The 20,432-nt window shown below is 69.3% G+C and carries 16 protein-coding genes; 12 read left to right on the top strand and 4 right to left on the bottom strand.

Annotated elements, in window-relative coordinates; translation table 11 throughout:
• Positions 1-82 precede the first annotated feature (82 nt).
• Positions 83-556, top strand: a complete 474-nt coding sequence (locus tag QZ483_RS06025) for a dienelactone hydrolase family protein (RefSeq protein ID WP_297082087.1) — start codon at positions 83-85, stop codon at positions 554-556.
• On the opposite strand, the gene tadA is transcribed toward QZ483_RS06025, so the two are convergent.
• Positions 528-980, bottom strand: a complete 453-nt coding sequence (gene tadA, locus QZ483_RS06020) for a tRNA adenosine(34) deaminase TadA (protein WP_367117088.1) — start codon at positions 978-980, stop codon at positions 528-530. The genes QZ483_RS06025 and tadA overlap by 29 nt on opposite strands.
• 193 nt (positions 981-1,173) lie before the next feature.
• On the opposite strand from tadA, the gene upp reads away from it, so the two are divergent.
• The 10 genes from upp (at position 1,174) to QZ483_RS05970 (ending at position 15,008) form a co-directional block, all read left to right on the top strand.
• Positions 1,174-1,815, top strand: coding sequence for a uracil phosphoribosyltransferase (upp, locus tag QZ483_RS06015; protein WP_297082086.1), 642 nt, complete (start codon positions 1,174-1,176; stop codon positions 1,813-1,815).
• 101 nt (positions 1,816-1,916) lie between these two features.
• A complete protein-coding gene (locus QZ483_RS06010; protein ID WP_297082085.1) occupies positions 1,917-2,927 on the top strand; it encodes a LacI family DNA-binding transcriptional regulator in 1,011 nt (336 codons plus the stop codon).
• Positions 2,928-3,227: 300 nt separating this feature from the next.
• Positions 3,228-4,943: a glycoside hydrolase family 13 protein gene (locus tag QZ483_RS06005; RefSeq protein WP_297082084.1), complete on the top strand. Its 1,716-nt coding sequence runs from the start codon at positions 3,228-3,230 to the stop codon at positions 4,941-4,943.
• A 12-nt stretch (positions 4,944-4,955) separates the two neighbouring features.
• Positions 4,956-6,353, top strand: a complete 1,398-nt coding sequence (locus QZ483_RS06000; protein ID WP_297082083.1) for an ABC transporter substrate-binding protein — start codon at positions 4,956-4,958, stop codon at positions 6,351-6,353.
• 84 nt (positions 6,354-6,437) lie between these two features.
• Positions 6,438-7,385, top strand: coding sequence for a carbohydrate ABC transporter permease (locus tag QZ483_RS05995; protein WP_297082082.1), 948 nt, complete (start codon positions 6,438-6,440; stop codon positions 7,383-7,385).
• On the top strand, positions 7,382-8,383 hold the full coding sequence (locus QZ483_RS05990) for a carbohydrate ABC transporter permease (RefSeq protein ID WP_297082081.1): 1,002 nt from the start codon (positions 7,382-7,384) through the stop codon (positions 8,381-8,383). Before QZ483_RS05995 ends, QZ483_RS05990 begins: the two co-directional genes overlap by 4 nt.
• Positions 8,384-8,920: 537 nt before the next feature.
• Positions 8,921-11,803 carry a ribonucleoside-diphosphate reductase subunit alpha gene (locus QZ483_RS05985; protein ID WP_297082088.1) on the top strand — a complete coding sequence of 961 codons (2,883 nt, stop codon included), beginning with the start codon at positions 8,921-8,923 and terminating at the stop codon, positions 11,801-11,803.
• Positions 11,804-11,826: 23 nt separating this feature from the next.
• On the top strand, positions 11,827-12,813 hold the full coding sequence (locus QZ483_RS05980) for a ribonucleotide-diphosphate reductase subunit beta (protein WP_297082080.1): 987 nt from the start codon (positions 11,827-11,829) through the stop codon (positions 12,811-12,813).
• 310 nt (positions 12,814-13,123) lie between these two features.
• Positions 13,124-14,389, top strand: a complete 1,266-nt coding sequence (locus tag QZ483_RS05975) for a multidrug effflux MFS transporter (protein ID WP_297082079.1) — start codon at positions 13,124-13,126, stop codon at positions 14,387-14,389.
• Positions 14,390-14,405: 16 nt separating this feature from the next.
• Entirely contained in the window at positions 14,406-15,008 is a 603-nt protein-coding gene (locus tag QZ483_RS05970; RefSeq protein WP_297082078.1) for a DJ-1/PfpI family protein, read from the top strand.
• A gap of 13 nt (positions 15,009-15,021) precedes the next feature.
• Here QZ483_RS05970 and QZ483_RS05965 read toward each other — a convergent pair whose 3' ends face one another.
• On the bottom strand, positions 15,022-18,027 hold the full coding sequence (locus QZ483_RS05965; protein ID WP_297082077.1) for a sigma-70 family RNA polymerase sigma factor: 3,006 nt from the start codon (positions 18,025-18,027) through the stop codon (positions 15,022-15,024).
• Positions 18,028-18,221: 194 nt separating this feature from the next.
• On the opposite strand from QZ483_RS05965, the gene QZ483_RS05960 reads away from it, so the two are divergent.
• The gene (locus tag QZ483_RS05960; RefSeq protein WP_297082076.1) at positions 18,222-18,992 is read left to right on the top strand and encodes a hypothetical protein; all 771 of its coding nucleotides are present in this window, start codon (positions 18,222-18,224) and stop codon (positions 18,990-18,992) included.
• A 92-nt stretch (positions 18,993-19,084) separates the two neighbouring features.
• Here QZ483_RS05960 and QZ483_RS05955 read toward each other — a convergent pair whose 3' ends face one another.
• Positions 19,085-19,501 carry a heat shock protein transcriptional repressor HspR gene (locus QZ483_RS05955; protein ID WP_297082075.1) on the bottom strand — a complete coding sequence of 139 codons (417 nt, stop codon included), beginning with the start codon at positions 19,499-19,501 and terminating at the stop codon, positions 19,085-19,087.
• Between the two features lie 54 nt (positions 19,502-19,555).
• Positions 19,556-20,432: DnaJ C-terminal domain-containing protein (locus QZ483_RS05950; RefSeq protein ID WP_297082074.1), on the bottom strand; the 877-nt coding region annotated here is incomplete at its 5' end.

Here is a 20,432-nt window from a genome sequence, read left to right as displayed (position 1 = left end):
CCCTTCCAGAAACTGGACGCGATGGCTTACCGCGGGACGCAGCCGCTGCCAGTTCCGGAGACCGGCGGTAGCGTTGGCCCACGTGGCTGCGAACTCCACCTCCGCCTACGCCGACGCGCCGAAGTCCGGGACCGGACCGGGCGTGCTCGTGCTGCACTCGTGGTGGGGGCTCACCGATTCGCTGAAGGACCGGTGCAACCAGCTGGCCGACGCCGGCTTCACCGTCGTGGCCCCCGACCTGTTCGACGGCGAGGTGGCCCGCGACGACGCCCACGGCGAGCAGCTGCTGCTCGAGCCGCGGCAGGGCCGCGAAGTACGGCACGGTGAAGGCGCCCACGCTGGCCACCAGGCCCAGGTCCACGCGCCCCGCAGCGATGCCGATCAGGAGCGGGATGATCAGCGTGAGCGTGGTCTGGGTGGCAACGGGCCACCGTGGCGCGCTCGCCGGCGAGATGGTCCCCAGACTCGCGACGGCCCGCCGTGCCCCGGCACGCCACTGGTCTCGACGGCGGACCGCGCTCACGGTCTCAGCGACGCTCCTCGAAGAACGCGGTGAGCAGGCGCGCGCATTCGGCCTCCCGGACGCCGGAGACCACCTCGACCTTGGCGCCGATGCGCCCGTCGCGCACCACGTCCCACTGGGACCCGGTCGCGCCGGCCTTCGCATCCCAGGCACCGATCACGATGCGCGGGACCCGCGACTGGAGAATCGCGCCCGCGCACATGAGGCACGGCTCGAGGGTGACGACGAGCGTGCAGTCATCCAGGCGCCAGCTGTGCAGGGCCGATGCTGCCGCGCGCAGCGCGAGCACCTCGGCATGGGCGGTGGGGTCGTGGGCGACCTCGCGGCGGTTGAAGCCGCGGCCGAGGATCGCTCCCGTGGGGTCCACGACGACGGCTCCGACGGGCACATCGCCTGCCGCCGTCGCCTGCTCGGCGAGGGCGAGCGCCTCGCCCATCGCGTCGTCCCACGTGCCCACGCGGCCAGGCTACCCGCCGCCAAGTGAGCGAAATGGGCCCGAATCGCTCGCCTCAGGCCTGAGGCGAGCGATTCGGGCCCATTTCGCTCGTCTACGGGCCTACGTGAGAGAAAACGCACCGCGGGGGCCGGCCCGCGCATCGGCCCGCCGCCGTCGCCCGCCTCGCGCGGCGCGTGCCGGTAACGTGGGAGCCATGCAGCTGCACGTCGCGGACCACCCGCTCATTCGCCACAAGGTCACCGTCCTGCGCGACAAGGACACGCCGTCGCCCACGTTCCGCCTGCTGGTGGACGAGCTGGTGACGCTCCTCGCGTACGAGGCCACACGCGAGGTGCGCGTCGAGGAGTGCGAGGTGGAGACGCCGCTGACGACCGCCACCGGCACCAAGATCGCGGACCCGCCGCCCATCATCGTGCCGATCCTCCGCGCGGGCCTGGGCATGCTCGACGGCATGACCCGGCTCCTGCCGAGTGCCGAGGTGGGCTTCCTGGGCCTCAAGCGCGACGAGGAGACCCTCGAGGCGGTCACCTACGCGAACCGCCTGCCCGAGGACCTCACCGGCCGTCAGGTGTTCCTCATCGACCCGATGCTCGCGACTGGCGGATCGCTGGTCGCCGCGATCGAGTACGCGCTCGAGCGAGGCGCGACCGACGTGACGTGCGTGTGTCTGCTCGCGGCGCCCGAGGGCATCCAGCACGTGCAGGACGAGATCGGCGAGCGCGCCGAGGTCTCCGGGGGGGTCGCGCAGGTCGACGAGAAGCTCAACGAGGTGGGCTACATCGTGCCGGGCCTGGGTGATGCGGGCGACCGGCTGTACGGCGTGGTCGACCTGTAGTGCCGTAGCGCCCGCCGCTTCTGGAGCGCCGATGCGCGGGCTGAGTTCAGTGGCTTGCGTCCACTTGCGCAAGAGCGCAAGTTCTTGCATAGTCTGGAGCCATGTCCAAGCGTCTGGCAGAGGTGGCTCAGAAGGTCGGGGTGAGCGAGGCCACGGTCTCGCGCGTGCTCAACGACAAGCCGGGCGTGTCTGACGCGACCCGCAAGGCCGTGCTCACCGCGCTGGACGTGCTGGGCTACGAACGCCCCAGCAAGCTGCGCGGCGAGCGGGCTCGTTTGGTGGGCCTGGTGCTGCCCGAGCTGCAGAACCCGATCTTCCCCGCGCTCGCGGAGATCATCGGCGGGGCGCTGGCGCAGAACGGGTACACCCCGCTGCTGTGCACCCAGAATGCCGGGGGCATCACCGAGTCCGACTACGTGGACCTGCTGCTCGCCCAGCAGGTGAGCGGCGTCATCTTCCTGGGCGGCAACTACACCGAGGCCAACGCGGACCACGGCCACTACGAGCGCTTGCGCAGCGTGAAGCTGCCGACCGTGGTGGTGAGCGCTCCGGTTCCGGACCTGGGATTCGTCGCCGTCTCGACCGACGACATGTCCGCCGGCGAGCAGGCGGTGCTGCACCTGCGTCAGCTGGGCCACGAGAAGATCGGCCTGCTGTTGGGGCCCACCGCTCACCAGCCGTCGATGCGCAAGCTCGACGGCGCACGGCGCGCTCTCGAGAGGTCCGGCGCGGCCCTGGATCCGGCGCTGGTGGCACACGGGCTGTACTCGATCGAGTCCGGCCAGGCGGGCGCGCGCCACCTCCTCGACGCCGGTGCCACGGGCATCGTGTGCGCGTCCGATCCGCTCGCGCTCGGTGCGATCCGGGCTGCTCGTCGGGCGGAGCTGCGCGTGCCCGAGGACGTGTCGGTGATCGGCTTCGACGACTCCGCGCTCATGAGCTTCACGGAGCCGCCTCTCACCACGCTGCGTCAGCCCATCGACGCGATGGGCCGCACCGTCATTGACATGCTGCTCGGCCAGATCGCGGGGACGCTCGAGCCGCGCTCCGAGCTGCTCTTCGAGCCCGAGCTGGTGCTCCGCGGCTCAACGGGCCCCGCGCCCACTCGGTAGCCAGCGCCACAGTCGGGCCCTGACCTGGCCCGCCCCGCCCCGATCCCGGCTCCGGCGGCCTTGGCTGCGCGCAGTGCCCTGCCCGCCCGTCTTGGGCCGTGCGCCCTGGAAGGCAGTGAGTGCCGCTTTCGGGCCGGACTCTCGCACCGGTTGCCTTCCAGGGCGCTCCAGGAGCGTGGGACTCATGGGGCCACGGCCGTCACCAGTTCGCCGTAATCAGATCGTGATCTTGCTATGGAATGTCGAGAACTTGCGTGGATCTGATCCGGAAGTTACAGTCGCCTCATCAGTACTTCGACGATGAGGAGCGACGTGGACAGCGACGTCCTGAGCCCCGCGGCTGTGGCCGCGACGCCTGGAGCCGACCTTGACTGGTGGCGCACCGCCGTGATCTACCAGGTCTACGTCCGCTCGTTCGCTGACGGCGACGGCGACGGCACTGGGGACCTCGCCGGCGTCCGCTCCCGGCTCCCGTACCTTGCGAGCCTGGGAGTCGACGCGCTGTGGTTCAACCCCTGGTACCCGAGCCCGCTCGCGGACGGCGGCTACGACGTCTCCGACTACCGGGACATCCACCCGATGTTCGGCAGCCTCGCGGATGCGGAGGTGCTGATCGAGGAGGCCGCGGAGCTGGGGATCCGGACCATCATCGACATCGTCCCCAACCACGTCAGCGCGGACCATCCATGGTTCCGTGCGGCCCTCGAAGCCGGCCCCGGCAGCCCGGAACGCGAGCGCTTCTGGTTCCGCCCCGGAGGTGGCGAGGCCGGCGAGCAGATGCCCACCGACTGGGTGTCGAGCTTCCAGGGACCCACGTGGACCCGCACCTCGAACCCTGACGGCACTCCGGGGGAGTGGTACCTGCACCTGTTCACTCCCGAGCAGCCGGACCTCAACTGGAACCACCCAGACGTTCGCCGCGAGCACGAGGACGTGCTGCGCTTCTGGTTCGACCGCGGGGTCGCGGGTGTGCGCATCGACTCTGCGGCACTGCCCATCAAGGACGCGAGGTTCCCCGCGCTGCCGGACAGCCCTGGCCCGGGTGAGCACCCGCACGTGGACCGCGACGAGATCCACGACATCTACCGGGCGTGGCGCGCGGTCGCCGACACCTACGAGCAGCCGAGGGTGCTGGTGGGCGAGGTGTGGCTCGAGGACGCCGCCCGGTTCGCGCGCTACCTCCGGCCCGACGAGATGCACACGGCGTTCAACTTCGACTTCATGACTCAGCCGTGGGATGCCGCCGCGATGCGCGCCTCGATTTCCCGGACACTCGCGGAGCACGCGCCGGTGGGTGCGCCGGCCACGTGGGTGCTGAGCAACCACGACATCACCCGGCCCGTCACTCGCTATGGCCGCGAGGACTCCGGCTTCGCGTTCGACCGCAAGCGCTTCGGCATGCCGACCGACGTCGAGCGGGGGACCCGCCGGGCCCGCGCCGCCGCACTGCTCACTGCGGCCCTCCCGGGCTCGCTGTACATCTACCAGGGCGACGAGCTGGGCCTGCCCGAGGTCGAGCTGCCGGTCGAGCTCATCGAGGACCCGATGCACTTCCGCTCGGGCGGCGTGGACCCCGGCCGCGATGGCTGCCGCGTCCCGCTGCCGTGGGAGCGCGCCGGTGCGTCGCTGGGCTTCGGGACGGACGATGCGCGCTCGCCCTGGCTGCCGCAGCCCGGCACCTGGGCAGCGTTGTCGGTCGCGGCACAGGAGGCCGACCCGGCATCGATGCTGCACCTGTACCGCGCGGCCCTCGCGCACCGGCGCTCGGACGCCGACCTCCGCGCCGGCGCGCTCACCTGGCTCGACCTGGGCGATCACGCGATCGCCTTCCGTCGTGGCGATGCCTTCGCGTCGGTCACCAACCTCGGGGAGGGGCCCATCGCTCTCCCCGCTCACCACAGCGTCCACCTGACGAGCTCGCCGCTCGCGGACGGGATGCTGCCCCCGGATTCCACCGCGTGGCTCGCCATCGAGCCGCCCAGTGGCGAGAGCGCCACCCGGCGCACCACCAAATAAAGGAGAAGGACGATGATGTCTCTCAATCGCAGGACCACCGCGGCGGGCGTGGCGCTCGCGGCCGGTGCACTGCTGCTGACGGCCTGCTCGAGCGACCCCGAGGCCGAGACCGACGACGGCGACGGCAGCGCCACCCCCGACGCGACCGTCGAGCTGCGCGTCGCGACGTTCCCGCCCGGCGCGGACGCCGCCGCCTATGAGGCCTTCGCGGCCCAGGAGGCGCAGTTCGAGGCGGACAACCCCGGCATCGACGTGATCGGTGTCGAGTACGAGTGGACCGGACCCACCTTCGCGGTCCAGCTGGCCGGTGGCAGTCTGCCGGACGTCTTCACTGTGCCGTTCACGGACTCCAAGACGCTGCTCGAGAACGGCCAGCTGATGGACGTGACCGCTGAGGTCGAGGAGCTGGGCTACGCAGACTCGTTCAACCCGATCATCCTCGACGGAGTCCAGGACGCCGACGGCAGCATCTACGGCTTCCCGCGTCAGGCCTACGCCATGGGTCTGCACTACAACCGGTCACTGTTCGAGGAGGCCGGGCTGGACCCGGACAACCCGCCGGCCACCTGGGACGAGGTCCGCGAGGCGGCGGACGCGATCGCCGAGGCCACCGGCAAGGCCGGCTACGCGCAGATGGCCATCTACAACACCGGCGGGTGGCAGTTGACGGCCCAGACGGTGGCCCGAGGCGGGCGCACCCAGGTGGAGAACGGCGACGGCACCTACACGTCGACCATCAACAACCCGGGCACCAAGGCGACGCTCGAGTTCCTGCACGCGCTGCGCTTCGAGGACGACTCGTTCGGCTACAAGTACGACCTCGACTGGGGCACCATCAACCAGGAGTTCGCAGCCGGGAACATCGGCATGTACACCTCGGGCTCCGACGTCTACACCGCCCTGGTGCGCGACTTCGGCATGAACGCGGACGACTACGGCCTCACGGTGCTCCCGCTCGAGGGCGAGGACCCGGGCACGCTGGGCGGTGGTGACATCGCCGTGGTCAGCCCCACCGTCGACGACGCCACCAAGGCCGCGGCCGTGAAGTGGATCGATTGGTACTACATGCAGAAGCTCCTCAACGAGGACGCTGCGGTGGCGGACGCACAGGTCCTGGCGGAGTCCGATCAGGCCGTGGGAACCCCGGTGCTGCCGGTCCTGAGCCGCGAGCTGTACGAGGAGTCTCTCGTGTGGATCGAGGACTACGTCAACGTCCCGGTCGACCAGATGGCCCCCTTCACGGACCGCATCTGGGACCAGACGCCGGTGGGCGAGCCCAAGGGCAAGACGCAGGAGATCTACGCCCTGCTCGACCCGATCGTGCAGGCGGTGCTCACCGACGAGAACGCGGACATCGATGCCCTCCTCACCCAGGCGGACACCGAGGCCCAGGCGCTGCTGGACCAGTAGCTCGACCCGAGCAGCACGCCAGGCGCGGCCGGTGCGGATCCTTCCTCCGCATCGGCCGCGCGGGACCCCCTTCCAAGGAGACTCATGACGACCACCCCAGCCCGCGCATCGGCCCTGCAGAAGCCGGCGCCGCGCCGGCGCGGCCCCCGCACCTGGGTACGTGGCGGCGGGCTCACCACGCTGGCCTTCGCGCTGCCGATGATCCTCGTGTTCACCATCTTCAGCTGGTGGCCCATCGTGCGATCTGTGGTGATGAGCGTGCAGGAGACCAACCTCATCGATCCACCCACGTTCGTGGGCCTCGACAACTTCGTCGCGGTGCTCAACGATCCCCTGCTGGGCACCGCCGTCCTCAACACGCTGTACTTCGCGGCGCTCGCCCTTGTCCTGGGTTTCCCCATACCCATCCTGATGGCCGTGCTGATGAGCGAGGTGCGCCGTGGCAAGGGCATCTACTCGGCGCTGGCCTACCTGCCCGTGGTGGTGCCGCCCGTGGTCGCGGTGCTGCTGTGGAAGGTCTTCTACGACGCCTCGCCGGATGGAGTGTTCAACACGATGCTCGGCTGGGTGGGCATCGCGCCGCAGCCGTGGCTGCAGAGCCCGGACATGGCCATGCCGTCGCTGGTGATCGAGGCGACGTGGGCCGCCGCGGGCGGCTCGATCATCATCTATCTCGCGGCGCTGCTGTCCGTTCCCGCCGAGCTCTACGACGCCGCCGAGGTCGACGGCGCGAGCATCTGGCGCAAGGCCTGGCACGTGACCGTGCCGCAACTGCGGGGCGTCATCTTCGTCATGCTCATCCTGCAGATCCTCGCGACCGCGCAGATCTTCCTCGAGCCGTTCCTGTTCACCGGCGGCGGTCCCAACAACGCCACCGTGACGGTGCTGCTCCTCATCTATAGGTACGCGTTCCAGAACTCGCTGGGCGGCAACTACGGGATGGCGACAGCGCTGTCCGTGATGCTCGCCATCTTCCTCGCCCTGCTCAGCTGGGCCTACTTCCGCCTCACCCACCGCTGGAGCACGTCATGACCACGGAAGTCTCGACCCGCGCATCTCAGCGTGCCGCGCTCGCCGCCACCGCATCGGCCCCCGGCACGGAAGCCGATGCGCGGCGCACCAGGCGCCGCCGTCGCCCCATGCTGGAGGACACCCGGGGCATCGTTTCCGAAGCGGACCTGCGCCAGCGCAAGGTGCGCTGGTCCATGCGCGGCGTCCACGTCTTCCTGTCCGTGACGCTGGTGCTCGCGGGGCTGGGGCCTATCCTGTGGCTCGCGAAGGCGGCGGTGACCCCGACGCAGGACACGCTGCGCCAGCCGTTCGCGCTGTGGCCCAACGGGATCGACTGGGCCAACCTGTCGACCGCGTGGAACGACATCCACATCGACCAGTACTTCTTCAACACCATCGTGATCGCCGCGGGCGCGTGGGCGTTCCAGCTGCTGGTGGCGACCACGGGGGCGTACACGCTGTCCGTGCTCGGGCCGCGCTACGCAAAGGTGCTCGGGTCGTTGGTGCTCGCGACGCTCTTCATCCCGTCGGTGGTGCTGCTGGTGCCGCTGTACCTGACGATCGTGGACCCGCCGCTGCTGGGCCGGGACTTCTCGCTGCTCAACAACTACCTCGCGGTGTGGCTACCGATGGCGGCCAACGCGTTCAACATCCTGCTCGTGAAGCGGTTCTTCGACAATCTGCCGCGCGAGGTGATCGAGGCGGCCAAGACCGACGGTGCCGGGCCCTTCCGGCTGTTCTGGTCGATCGTGCTGCCCATGTCGAAGCCCATCCTGGGCGTGGTCTCCGTGTTCGCGATCATCGCGGCGTGGAAGGATTTCCTGTGGCCGCTGCTGGTGCTGCCGGACCCGGCGGTGCAGCCGCTGTCGGTGCGCCTGCCGGCGGTGCAGTCGCAGACCGAGCTCGACGTGTTCCTCGCCGCGCTCGCGATCGCCACCATCATCCCCATCGCGATGTTCCTGATCTTTCAGCGCGTGTTCCTGCGGTCCGCCGGCCTGGGCGGTGCGGTCAAGGGCTGAGGCTCGCTCGTTCTTGCTGAGGGCCGATGCGGTGGCCGGGTGCCGTTGGGCCGCCACTCCTGCTTCTCCCCCCTCTGCGCTGTCGCCTCTGCCGGGTGCTTCGCGCGGCGATGTCAGAGGTCGGTGAGACGCTTCTGAGGTGGATCTGAACGAGCGGCGAACCAGTGTTCCCCAGACACGCCGGGCGGGTGTGGAGGACACGCCGCGCTGTCCACATCATTTACACAGAGTTATCCACACGACCACAAGATGTGGTGGCAAGTGGCTCGACGCACCCCCATATCTTGTTGCACACCGGTGTAATTCGCGTTACTGTCGTCACACGCTTCGCGCTTGCGACGGAGGTCCCCCACGGGGGAGTCCGCCCCGGCCCCAGCGCACCGTCGAAGACCGCAGAACACCAGCCCGTTCGGGCCAGCACCACCGCTCACTTTCAAGGGGAGAATCGTGACGATCACCGAGAACACCGCACAGGACAGCGTCAAGGACGCCGCTGTGGCTGACGCGGTCGCAGAGGCCAACCCGTCCCGTACCGGCATCCACGTCACCAAGCGTGACGGGACGCACGAGCCGTACAACGCGGACCGCATCAACAAGGCCATCGAGCGCGCCGCCGAGGGCCTGCCGGACCAGATCTCGATCACCACGCAGATCGCGACCGAGCTCGCCATCACGCTGTTCGACGGCATCACCACGGAACAGCTCGACGAGGCGGCGATTGGCGTCGCGGTCCAGAACGTCAAGGACGACCCGAGCTTCGACACGGTCGCGGCCCGCCTGCTGCGCAAGGTGATCTACAAGAGGGTTCTGGGCGGCTACGAGACCAACCTCGAGCTCGCGCTCCTGCACCAGGCACGCTTCCCCGGCTACATCCGCGACGCGGTCGAGGAGGGCCTGCTCGACGAGCGTCTCGAGAAGCTCTTCGACCTGGACGCTCTTGCTGCCGCGCTCGAGCACGATCGTGACGACCTGCTGAAGTACATCGGCACCGTGACGATGCGCAACCGCTACATGATCACGGATCGCCACGGCAAGGCGCTCGAGGTCCCCCAGTACTTCTGGATGCGCGTGTCGATGGGCCTGGCCCTCAACGAGGCGAACCCCACCGAGATGGCGATCCAGTTCTACGAGAAGATCTCGCGCCTCGACTACCTCCCCGCCGGCTCGACGCTGGTGAACGCCGGCACCTCGTACCCGCAGCTGTCCAACTGCTTCGTCATGCAGATGGAAGACGACATCGAGCACATCGCCAAGAGCGTGCGCGACGTCATGTGGCTGACCAAGGGAACGGGCGGCATCGGCCTGTCGGTGACCAAGCTGCGCTCCGAGGGCTCGCCCATCAAGTCGAACAACACGACCTCCACGGGCCCCATCCCCTTCATGCACACGATCGACTCGACGCTGCGCGCCGTGTCCCGCGGCGGCAAGAAGTTCGGCGCGCTGTGCTTCTACATGGAGAACTGGCACATGGACTTCGCCCAGTTCCTGGACCTGCGCCAGAACTCGGGTGACCCCTACCGCCGCACCCGCACGGCCAACACCGCCGTGTGGATCTCCGACGAGTTCATGAAGCGCGTCGAGGAGGACCAGGACTGGTACCTGTTCGACCCGGCCGAGACCCCCGACCTCGTCGAGCTCGTGGGCTCGGAGTTCTCCGCTCGCTACGCGGAGTACGTGGCGCTGGCCGAGTCCGGCAAGATGCGCACCTTCAAGAAGATGCGCGCCCGCGAGCAGTACAAGGCGATCCTGGTGATGCTTCAGGGCTCGTCGCACCCGTGGCTCACCTGGAAGGACACGATCAACAACCGTGCCCTGAACACGAACACCGGAACGATTCACCTGTCGAACCTGTGCACGGAGATCTGCCTGCCGCAGGACCGCGAGAACATCTCGGTCTGCAACCTGGCCTCGGTGAACCTCTCCGAGCACCTCGTCGACGGAAAGATCGACTGGGAGCGCATGGAGAAGTCGACCCGCCTCGCGGTGCGTCAGCTCGACAACCTGATCGACATCACGCTGTCCTCGGTCCCCGAGTCCGAGCACTCGAACTCCGAGAACCGCGCGGTGGGCCTGGGCGTCATGGGCTTCACCGACATCACCGAGCGTCTGGGCCTCGCGTACGAGTCCGAGGAGGCGTTCGACCTCATCGACGAGATCATGGAGTTCGTGTCGTTCCACGCGATCGACGCCTCCGCAGACCTCGCTCGTGAGCGCGGCGCCTACTCCAACTTCGAGGGCTCCGGCTGGTCGCAGGGCAAGGTGCCGTTCGACACCATCGCCGAGACCGAGGCCGACCGCGGCGTTCCGGTCGAGGTGAACCGCACCACTCGTCAGGACTGGGACTCGCTGCGCGAGAAGGTCGCGGGCGGCATCCGCAACGCCACGCTCATGGCGGTGGCGCCCACCGCGTCGATCGGCCTGGTGGCCGGGACCACGCCGGGCTTCGACCCGCAGTTCTCGCAGATCTTCTCCCGCGCCACCTCGTCCGGAAAGTTCCTCGAGGTCAACCGCAACCTGGTGCATGACCTGCAGGAACTGGGTCTGTGGGACGAGCTCAAGGACCGGCTGCTCGAGGTGCAGGGAGACCTGTCGCAGATCGAGGAGGTCCCGCAGCACCTGCAGGACGTGTACAAGACGTCGTTCCAGCTGTCGCCGTACGCGTTCATCGAGGTCGCGGCGCGGGCCCAGAAGTGGATCGACCAGGCGATCAGCCGCAACATCTACCTCGCGGACCGCGACGTCGAGAACATGATGGACCTGTACTCGGCGGCGTGGAAGCGCGGCGTGAAGACCACGTACTACCTGCACATGAAGCCGCGTCACACCGCCGAGCAGTCGACGGTGCGCGTCAACAAGACGGAGAAGCTCAACAAGTCCGCCGCCGGCGCATCGGGCGGGTCCGCGGGTGGACCGTCGCGCCGCGGGTTCGGGGCGCGCAAGGGCTTCGGTGCGGCCAAGTCCACCGCACCTGCTGCCGACGCGACGGTGGAGGCAGCCGCGACGGAGGCCACCGAGCCCGCCGCGCCGCAGGCCGAGGCTCCGGCCGCGCCCGCGGCCGCACCTGCCAAGAAGGGCTTCGGCGCCGCGGCTGCGAAGGCGCCCGCAGCATCGGCTCCCGCGACTGCCAGCGGCGTCGCCTCGGCCCCGGCCTCCGTGCTGTCCGACGTGGCGACCAAGGCCTTCGCTCCTGCTCCGGCGGAGAAGCCCGAGGTGCCGCCCACGTCGCTGCCCGACGCCACGGAGCCGCCCGCTGCGACCGGCTCGGTCGCGACCTCGCCTGCGGTCGCGCCCGAGGGTGCATCGGTGCTTACAGTAAGTGAGAGCACGGTGACGTCTCCGTCCGGTGACACTGAGGTGGTCGACGGCGTCGCCTGCCCCGTGGACCCGATGGAAGCGCTCCAGTGCGAGTCCTGCCAGTAGCGCTGGCAGAGAGGAACTAGATCATGGCCATTCTCGGCACCGGCATCCAGGACGGACTGCTGCTCAAGCCCATCACCTACCCGTGGGCGTACGACCTCTACAACCAGGCCGTCGCGAACACGTGGTTCCCCAACGAGATCCAGTTGGGCGAAGACCTCGCGGACTTCAAGAAGATGACCGACGAGGAGAAGCACGCGGTCACCTTCCTGATGTCGTACTTCAACCCGAACGAGCTGCTCGTGAACAAGGCGCTCGCGTTCGGCGTCTATCCCTACATCAACGCTCCCGAGTGCCACCTGTACCTCGCGAAGCAGATGTGGGAGGAGGCCAACCACTGCATGTCCTTCGAGTACGTCCTCGAGACGTTCCCGCTGGACCGCGACGAGGCGTACGAGTCCCACGTGACCGTGCCCTCGATGGCCGCCAAGGAGGCCTTCGAGGTCAAGTTCATCAAGCGCATGACCGAGGAGACGCTCGACATCTCCACCACCGAGGGCAAGAAGGACTTCGTCCGCAACCTCGTGGCCTACAACATCATCCTCGAAGGCATCTGGTTCTACTCGGGCTTCATGGTCGCGCTCTCGTTCCGCCAGCGGAACCTGCTGCGCAACTTCGGCTCCCTCATGGACTGGGTCATCCGCGATGAGTCGCTGCACCTGCAGTTCGGCATCAACCTGATCCTCACTGTGCTCGAGGAGAACGAGGACCTGCAGGACCCCGAGTTCGCGGACGAGATCCGCGAGATGATCCTCGGCGCCGTGGAGATGGAGGAGGCGTACAACCGCGACCTCCTCCCCAAGGGCATCCTGGGCCTCAACGCCGACTACGTGAACCAGTACGTGAAGTACCTCGCGGACCGCCGCCTCGAGGAGCTCGGCTTCGACGCGCACTACAACGTGTCCAACCCCGCCAAGTGGATGGCGACCGCGAACGACACCCTGCAGCTCGTGAACTTCTTCGAGGCCACCAACACCTCGTACGAGGTCAACGCGCAGGCGACCAAGAAGTAGGCGGGAGCCCTGGAGCGGGGCCCCAGCTCTCACCCTCGGGCGGTCAGGCTTGATCCCTTGGGCGAGACCTGGGGCCCCGCTCTTCCCCGTGGCGGGCGAGCATCGGCCTGCAACCTCAGGAATCCCTGCGGCACCTCGTGCGTTGTGTGGTGAGCAACCGCAGGAATGATCCGATTCAGGTGGACTTACCACCTGGTCGGGAATAGACTGCTGACGTCGGCGCTGACTGGATCCGCCGACGCACTCCCGGTCGCCGACGGCCCGTCCAGTCCCCGCCGTCGACACCTACGATCCGAGAGAGTGCCCAGCCTTGTCTGCTGACCTTCACGCCCGCGCGTCCACGCCAGCGCCCACCGTCGCTCAGTCCTACGGCCGCACCCTGTCGCGCCGTGACAAGCTCAAGTACGTTCTGATCCTCGGCGCGCTCGTCGCTCTCGGACCCTTCACGGTCGACCTCTACCTGCCCGCGTTCCCCGATGTCGCCGCGGACCTCGGTGCCACGGATTCCGCGATCCAGCTGACGCTGACGGCGACCATGGTCGGATTCGCGCTCGGCCAACTCGTGGTCGGCCCGCTGTCGGACGCGCTCGGACGCCGACGACCCTTGATTATCGCGACCATGGTCCACATCGTCGCCAGCATCGCCGTCGCGTTCGCGCCAACGGTCGAGCTGGTCATGGCGGGGCGTGTGCTCCAGGGCATCGGCGCCGCGGGCGGCGGCGTGGTCGCCATGGCCATGGTCCGTGATCTCTTTGGCGGCCAGCAGCTCATCCGGATGCTGTCGCGCATGGCGCTGGTGACCGGTCTCGCGCCCGTGCTCGCCCCCGTGATCGGTTCGCAGCTGCTCGGTGTCATGGAATGGCGCGGGGTGTTCTTCGTCCTGGCGGGCTACGGCGTCGTCATGACCGTGGTCGCCGCGTTCCTGCTGGTGGAGACCCTTCCCGGCGAGCGCCGCGGGCGCTTCGAGGCTGGCGCCGTCGCTCGCCGCTACCGGCACCTGTTCAAGGACGGCGCGTTCGTGGGCGTCGCGATCGTGGGCGCGATGTCCTTCACCGCGCTGTTCGCCTACCTGTCGTCGTCCTCCTTCATCCTGCAGGACACCTTCGGGCTGACCCCGCAGCAGTACGGCATCGCGTTCGCGGTGAACTCTGCGGGCCTGGTCGCCGGCACGCAGACCTCCGCGCGGCTGATGCGGGTCATGGCCCCGAGGACCGTCACCACGATCGGTCTCACGATCCAGATCGCCGGCGCCGCTGCCCTGCTCGTGTGCGGCCTCGCGGGTGCGGGTGTGCTCGCCGTGATGATCTGCCTGTTCTTCGTGGTCTCCCCGGTGGGCATCATCATGCCGACGGTTCAGGTGACCGCACTGGCGAGCCACGCCGGCGAGGCGGGCACCGCCGCGTCGCTGATCGGTGCTCTCAACATGGGCATCGCGGGCCTCGTGTCGCCGATCGTGGGAGCTGGCGGAGTCTCGGTGACGTCGATGGCGGTCGTGATGATCGGCTCGCTCGTCGTGGCTCACGCCGCACTGTGGATGATCGTGCGCCGCAGGGCTTCGGCGGAGGTCGTCGCCTAACGCCTACAGTGGCGCCATGACGCGCATCGGCATGCTGCTGTTCGACGGCTTCGATCTCATCGACGCCGGGGGGCCCTACGAGGTGTTCCTGACCGCGGCCAGGCTCGCGGAGCGCGATGGGGACGCGCCGACGTTCGCCGTAGATCTCCTCAGCGTCGGCGGCGCCGATGTCGTGGCCTTCGGAGGCATGACGCTGACGTCACTGAAGACCGCCGAGGAAGCGGAGGCCTACGACGTTCTCGTGGTCCCCGGGACCATCGACGTCGGGGCGGCCCTGCGGGCCCCGGGTCTCGTGGACGCTGTCGCGCGCATGGCCGATGCGTCGGGTCTCGTCACGAGCGTGTGCACCGGGGCGTTCCTGCTGGCGCGTGCCGGCATCCTGGAGGGCCACGCGGCGACCACGCACTGGGAGGACGTCGAGAGCTTGGCGGAGGCCGAGGTGCGCTCTGCCGTCGCCGGAGTGCGCTGGGTGGACGACGGCGACGTCGTCACGAGCGGGGGCCTGACTTCCGGGATCCACATGGCGCTGCACGTCGTCGCGCGGCTCGACGGCGTGGAGATGGCGACCCGGACCGCCCGACAGCTCGATATGGACTGGAGTCCCGACCCCGCTCGCTGAGCTCGGCGACGCGTCAGCGGGTGATCGTGACCGCGATCGTACCGAGCATGAAGTTGTCGCCGTTGGTGGCGATCTTCAGCTGGTGGATGCCTTCCTGGACCGAGGTCTTGGGCACGAACGGCTTGGCGTCGATGCCGAACGTGTTCGCATAGAGCGACCCGAACGCGTGGGCGTCCGCGGCGTTCTCCGAGGCACCGTTGCCATGCTCGCGCATCGGCGTGAAGCGGTCGCCGTCGAGGTCCACGTAGTCCCCGCCCAGCCCTCGGTCAGTCTCAAACGCGGTCCACGACAGTGCCACGTCGGAGCGCTCGGCGAGCTCGAACTGCTTGATGACCGGCGCTCCGGACGAGACCCAGTGGGGGCCCTCGAAGAGCGCGATGCGCGATTCGCCCTCGAGCGAGGGGTCCTCGTAGATCACCGTGAGGGTGAAGCCACCGTAGTACGAGGGGTCGTGGTCGTAGCGCGTCGCACTGAGTGCGATGTCGGCGATCGAGTAGTCGCCGCTTCCCGCCGCCGCGACCGCCTCGGTCACATCGGCGCGCGCCAGGTAGTACTGGCGGTGGCCCTGCTTGACCATGTCGACGCTGTCGGCCTTGAGCTCGACGTACGTGCCGCCGGGCACCTTGAACTGCGCGCGGTTGGTCTGGCCGTCCCACGTGTCTGCCCGACCCGCACCCGCCTGGCCGAGTGACCGGTTGGCGGACCACTCGATGAAGGCCCGCTCGATCGTGGCGCCCTCGGGAATCGAGAGCGAGGTGACGCCCGAGGATCGCTCCCCACCCGCGTCCAGCAGCGACACCATGTCGTAGTCGTTGTTGTTCGACTTGAACTGTCCCGTGCCCGCCGTGAACAGGGACTGGCGCGCCTCGAGGCAGCCCCGCTCCTCGATGCTGCAGGACATCACCGGAGCGCCCACCTGCGTGACGGCCAGGCGGCCCTCGTCCGCGTAGCCCGGGTCCAGGTCGTCGTCGGACTCGGCGACGGCCGTCCTGACCGAGTAGGTGACGGTGTGGTCGCCCGATCCGACGGTGAACGTCGTGACCGCATCGTCGGCCAGACCGGCCTCCGCGACCTCCACGTCGAGCTCCAGCTCTGCGGTCGTGCCAGCGCCCAGCTCGTCGAGCGTGCACTCGACCGCAGCCGACGTCGAGTCGATTGTGCACGACCAGCCGTCGATGTCGAACGGGTCGCCCGTCACGGGCGCGAGCATCCTTCCGATGCTCGCGGCGTCGAGAGCCGACAGTCCGCCGCCCCCGCCCGGCGCGGCGAAGGTCAGGCCGTCGGGCAGGGTGATCGAGGCCGTCACGTCGGGTGCCGCGCCGTCGCCGTCGTTGGACACCGACATGCCGATGGACGGGTCCGCGGGGGAGATCTCCAGGAAGTCGAGAGGAGCCTGGCCGATCGACAGCGATGCTGTGCCAACCGGGTCCGGGGGGTCCGTCGGGTCGGGATCGGGGTCCACGTCCACGGTGCCGCCGTCTCCGTCGTCGCCGGCATCGTCTCCGGCGTCGTCTCCGGTGTCGTCGCCCCCGTCGCCCGTGCCGGTGCCGCCGGTGCCATCGCCGGCGCTGCCGGTGCCCGCGGAACCGGTGCCGGAACTGCCAGCGCCGGAGGTGCCAGCGCCGGAAGTGCCAGCGCCGGAAGTGCCGGTGCCGGAAGTGCCGGTGCCGGAAGTGCCGGTGCCGGAAGTGCTGCTACCCGAGGTGCCGCCAGCTCCGGTGGACCCGGCACCGCCGGACGAGGTCCCCGCACCCGCCGAGCCAGCGCCGCTGAGGGTGCTGTCGTCGTCAGGCGATGTCTCAGTGCTGGGCTCGGTCGAGGGCTCCGTCGACGGGTCCGCCTCCGGCTCCTCGGCCGGCGATGCGGACTCGGAGGGAGTCGGGCTCGGGGAGGACTCGACCACGACGGGGCCCGCCACGCCATCGGCGTCGTCGAGACCCGTGCCGCTGCCGGTGCCGGGGAACAGTCCCAGGACGCTCGCACCGTTGATCGCGATCGCCGTCACGCCCACGACCGCGGCTGCGGGAAGCCCCACCTGCGCAAGCGCCCCGAGGGCGCCCGCGATGCCCGCACCTGCCGCAGCGGTTCCTGCCGCTGTGGTGCCTGCGCCCGTGGCTCCGGCGCCGCCCGCACCCGTCGCGCCACCGCCAGCGCCCGCTCCGCTGCCGCCGGCAGTCGCTGCCCCCTGCGGGCCCAGCGCGCCGCCGACGGGCAGGCCTCCTTCGAGGGCTCCGACTCCCAGCACCCCGAGGAACAGGGGTGCGATGACGCCGCGCATGCCGCGGTTGACGTCCTCGAGCTCGGCCACCAGGGCGGCGCACCGCGAGCACCCGCCCACGTGGGCGTCGACCTTGCCGTGCTCGCGCTTCGACAGGCCGCCGCGCACGTAGGCGCCCAGCTGCGCGTTGGCCTCGAGGCAGTCGATCGAGTCAGACGTGTTGAGGTGCTGCTGCAGGTACGCCTGGCGCAGCGCCTCCCGCGCGCGGTAGGCCAGGGCCGCGACGCCATTGGCCGTCAGTCCCAGCAGCGGCGCGATCTCCTTGGGATTCTTCTTCTCGACCTCGGTGTACCAGAGGACGGCCTGCCAACGTTCGGGAAGCGACTTGAAGGCGTCGGCCACCATGCCGTGCTCGAAGCCGTCGAGCGCAGGCTCGTCGGAAGCCGCCTCGTAGCCGAGCGCCGACTCGTACGTGGTCATGTCCTCGCGCGGCTTGGTACGGATGCCCTTGTCGATCGTGTCCATGCCGGTGCGGCGGACGATCGTGAACAGATACGCGCGGAACGCGAGGTCGGGGCCGTCGCCGCGCTGGAGCGCGCGCAGCACGCGCGAGAAGGATTCGGACACCACGTCGTCGATGTCCGTCGCGGTATTGGTGTACTGCGAGGCGACCTTGCGGGCGGCATCGACGTGCCGCTCGTAGAGCACACCGAAGGCCGCCGCGTCGCCGGCGCGCACGCCTGCGATCAGCTCGGGATCGCTGGACGTCTCCGTCCACAGCGCGATCGCCTCCGGGCTCATGGGAGTCGGTCCTCCTCGTCCTTCTGCAGAGTGCCTCCTATGTTCCCTGTGCGCGCGTGGGAACCGCAAGCATCTCGGAGGGGAATTGGTCACACCCAGGCGGGCGGCCCGCGCATCTCGCGCGGCACGCAAGTCCCGAAAAAAACTTTCGCGAACCTGCGTCATAGCGTCGTGTGACATCCGTCTCATCTGTCATGAGCGAACAGTCACGGGCCGCGAGCACCGCGTCGGCCGCGCTTCTCCACCGCTGGGAGAGCGCGAGCATCGACACGGTCTGGCTCCGCCCTGGCGACTGGTACACGCCGGCGACCGAGGCTCTCGCCGAGGCTCTCGAGGCACGGCTCGACACGACTCCGGCCGCCTACCGTCTGGGCCAGGCGCGATCGGCAGCAGGCGTGGGCATCACCGAGGCCATCGATGACATGGCGGTGCTGTTCAAGTCCGCGGGATACGAGTCCGCGCCCATCCGTTCCATCCGCGCGCTGTGCGAAGGGTGGACCGCGGGCTCCGATCCGCTGTCGGACGTCCCGACCATGACCGACGCGGAGTCCGGCCTCGGCACACCCGAGTATCTGATCCAGCGCCTGGCGGAGGTCTATGGCGCGGCGTCCCGCGCCGGCCACCACGTGACGACCTCGCACGCGCTGGTCATCGTGGACGTGTCCGTCGAGGGGTCGGATCCGTGGCAGCGCATCGCGCGCAACGCCGCGGCAGGCGAGGCGCTTCGTCGCACGTACGGTGTGGGCCACCCGATGGCCCGCATGGGCGATGGCCTCTACGCCGTGCTGGTCGAGCGCGGCTCCGCGCTCGGCACCGGAATCGCCGTGCTGCGCGATCAGATGACGGAGCGCGCGCAGGCCATCAAGGACGCGAATCTCATGCGTCAGCCACCTCGGGTGTGGATCGAATCCCTGCCCGACACACATGCTTTCGCGGGCGAACTCGTGGAGTCGCTGCAGCGATAGTCCCTAGGGGGAGACAGGGGCCTGGCACCGAGCTGAGGGCGGTGTCAGGCCCTTCGTCGCGTCTGAGGACGGGGCGCTGACGGGGTGGGGCGTCAGTCGTCGGCGTGAGCGCGCCACAGGACCAGCGAGCGACCCTCGTCGCGAGAGACCCGCCGACCGCGCTCCACGATCACGACGTGACCGGAGGGCCCCGACGTGAACACGCGCGACCCGGTGTCGGCGCGGGGCCTGAGCTTCTCGACCTCCGTCTGCAGTCGCGACACCTGCTTCTGCAGCGACAGGATGCGAGCGATCCCGGCGAGGTTGATCCCCTCGTCCTGGCTCATGCGCTGGACCTCGCGCAGGGTGGCGACGTCGCGCAGCGAGTAGCGGCGGCCGCCACCAGGGCGTCGACGGGGCACGACGAGGCCCAGGCGGTCGTACTGCCGCAGGGGCTGCGCGTGCATGCCGGCGAGCTCCGCGGCGGCCGAGATCAGGAAGACCGGCTCGTCGACGTCGGGCTGTTCCATCGAGGGCCTCCTTCCTGTGGTGTCACCGTAGCGCCGATGCGGCAGGCGGCAGGGCTACCGTGCCGCGTCGTCGTAGAAACGCTTGCGAGGGTCCGATGCGCTGTTGGCGAGCGCGAATGCCTGCAGGGCCTCCTTGGCCTTGCGAGAGAGCTTGCTCGGCACGTCGACCACGACCGTGACCAGCAGGTCGCCGGTCCCGTCCTTGGTGGCGAGGCCTCGGCCCTTGATGCGCAGGACGTTGCCTGAAGACGTGCCCGCCGGAACCTTCATGCGGACCCGCTCACCGGACAGCGTGGGCACCTCGACGGTCGCCCCGAGCGCGGCCTCGTCGTAGCTCACGGGCAGATTCACGAGCAGGTTGCGGCCGTCGTGGGCGAACACGGGGTGCTTCGCGACGTGGACCGTCAGCAGCAGGTCGCCCGCGGGTCCGCCGTTGACGCCGGCGCGGCCCTTGCCGCGGATGCGGATCTTCTGGCCATCCTTGACGCCCACGGGCAGCCGGGTCGAGATCTGACCCGTGCTGGTGCGCAGCGTCACTGTCGCGCCCTCGGCCGACTGCCGGAACCCGACCTCGGTCGCGGCCGCGATGTCGGAGCCCTTCTGCGGCCCACGCGCGGCTCCGCCGCCGAAGAGGTTGCCCAGCAGGTCCTCGAAGCCCTGGGCACGATACTGCTGGCCACTGCCGGGTCCTGGCTGCGCACCGCCCCCGAACATGTTCGAGAACACGTCCTCGAAGCCCGCGCCGCCTGGCCCGCCTGCCTGGAATCGCGGCCCGCCGCCACCCATGGCCCGAACGGCGTCGTACTGCTTGCGCTGCTCGGCGTCCGAGAGGACGCCGTAGGCCTCGCCCACCTCCTTGAACCGCTGCTCCGCGGCCTTGTCGTCCGGGTTGCGGTCAGGATGCAGGTCGCGCGCGAGCTTGCGGTAGGCC

The organism is uncultured Demequina sp. (assembly GCF_913055775.1).
In the GTDB taxonomy this organism is placed as follows: domain Bacteria; phylum Actinomycetota; class Actinomycetes; order Actinomycetales; family Demequinaceae; genus Demequina.
The sequence above is the reverse complement of the archived record's forward strand: the minus strand, read 5'-3'. Positions and strand labels throughout refer to the sequence as shown.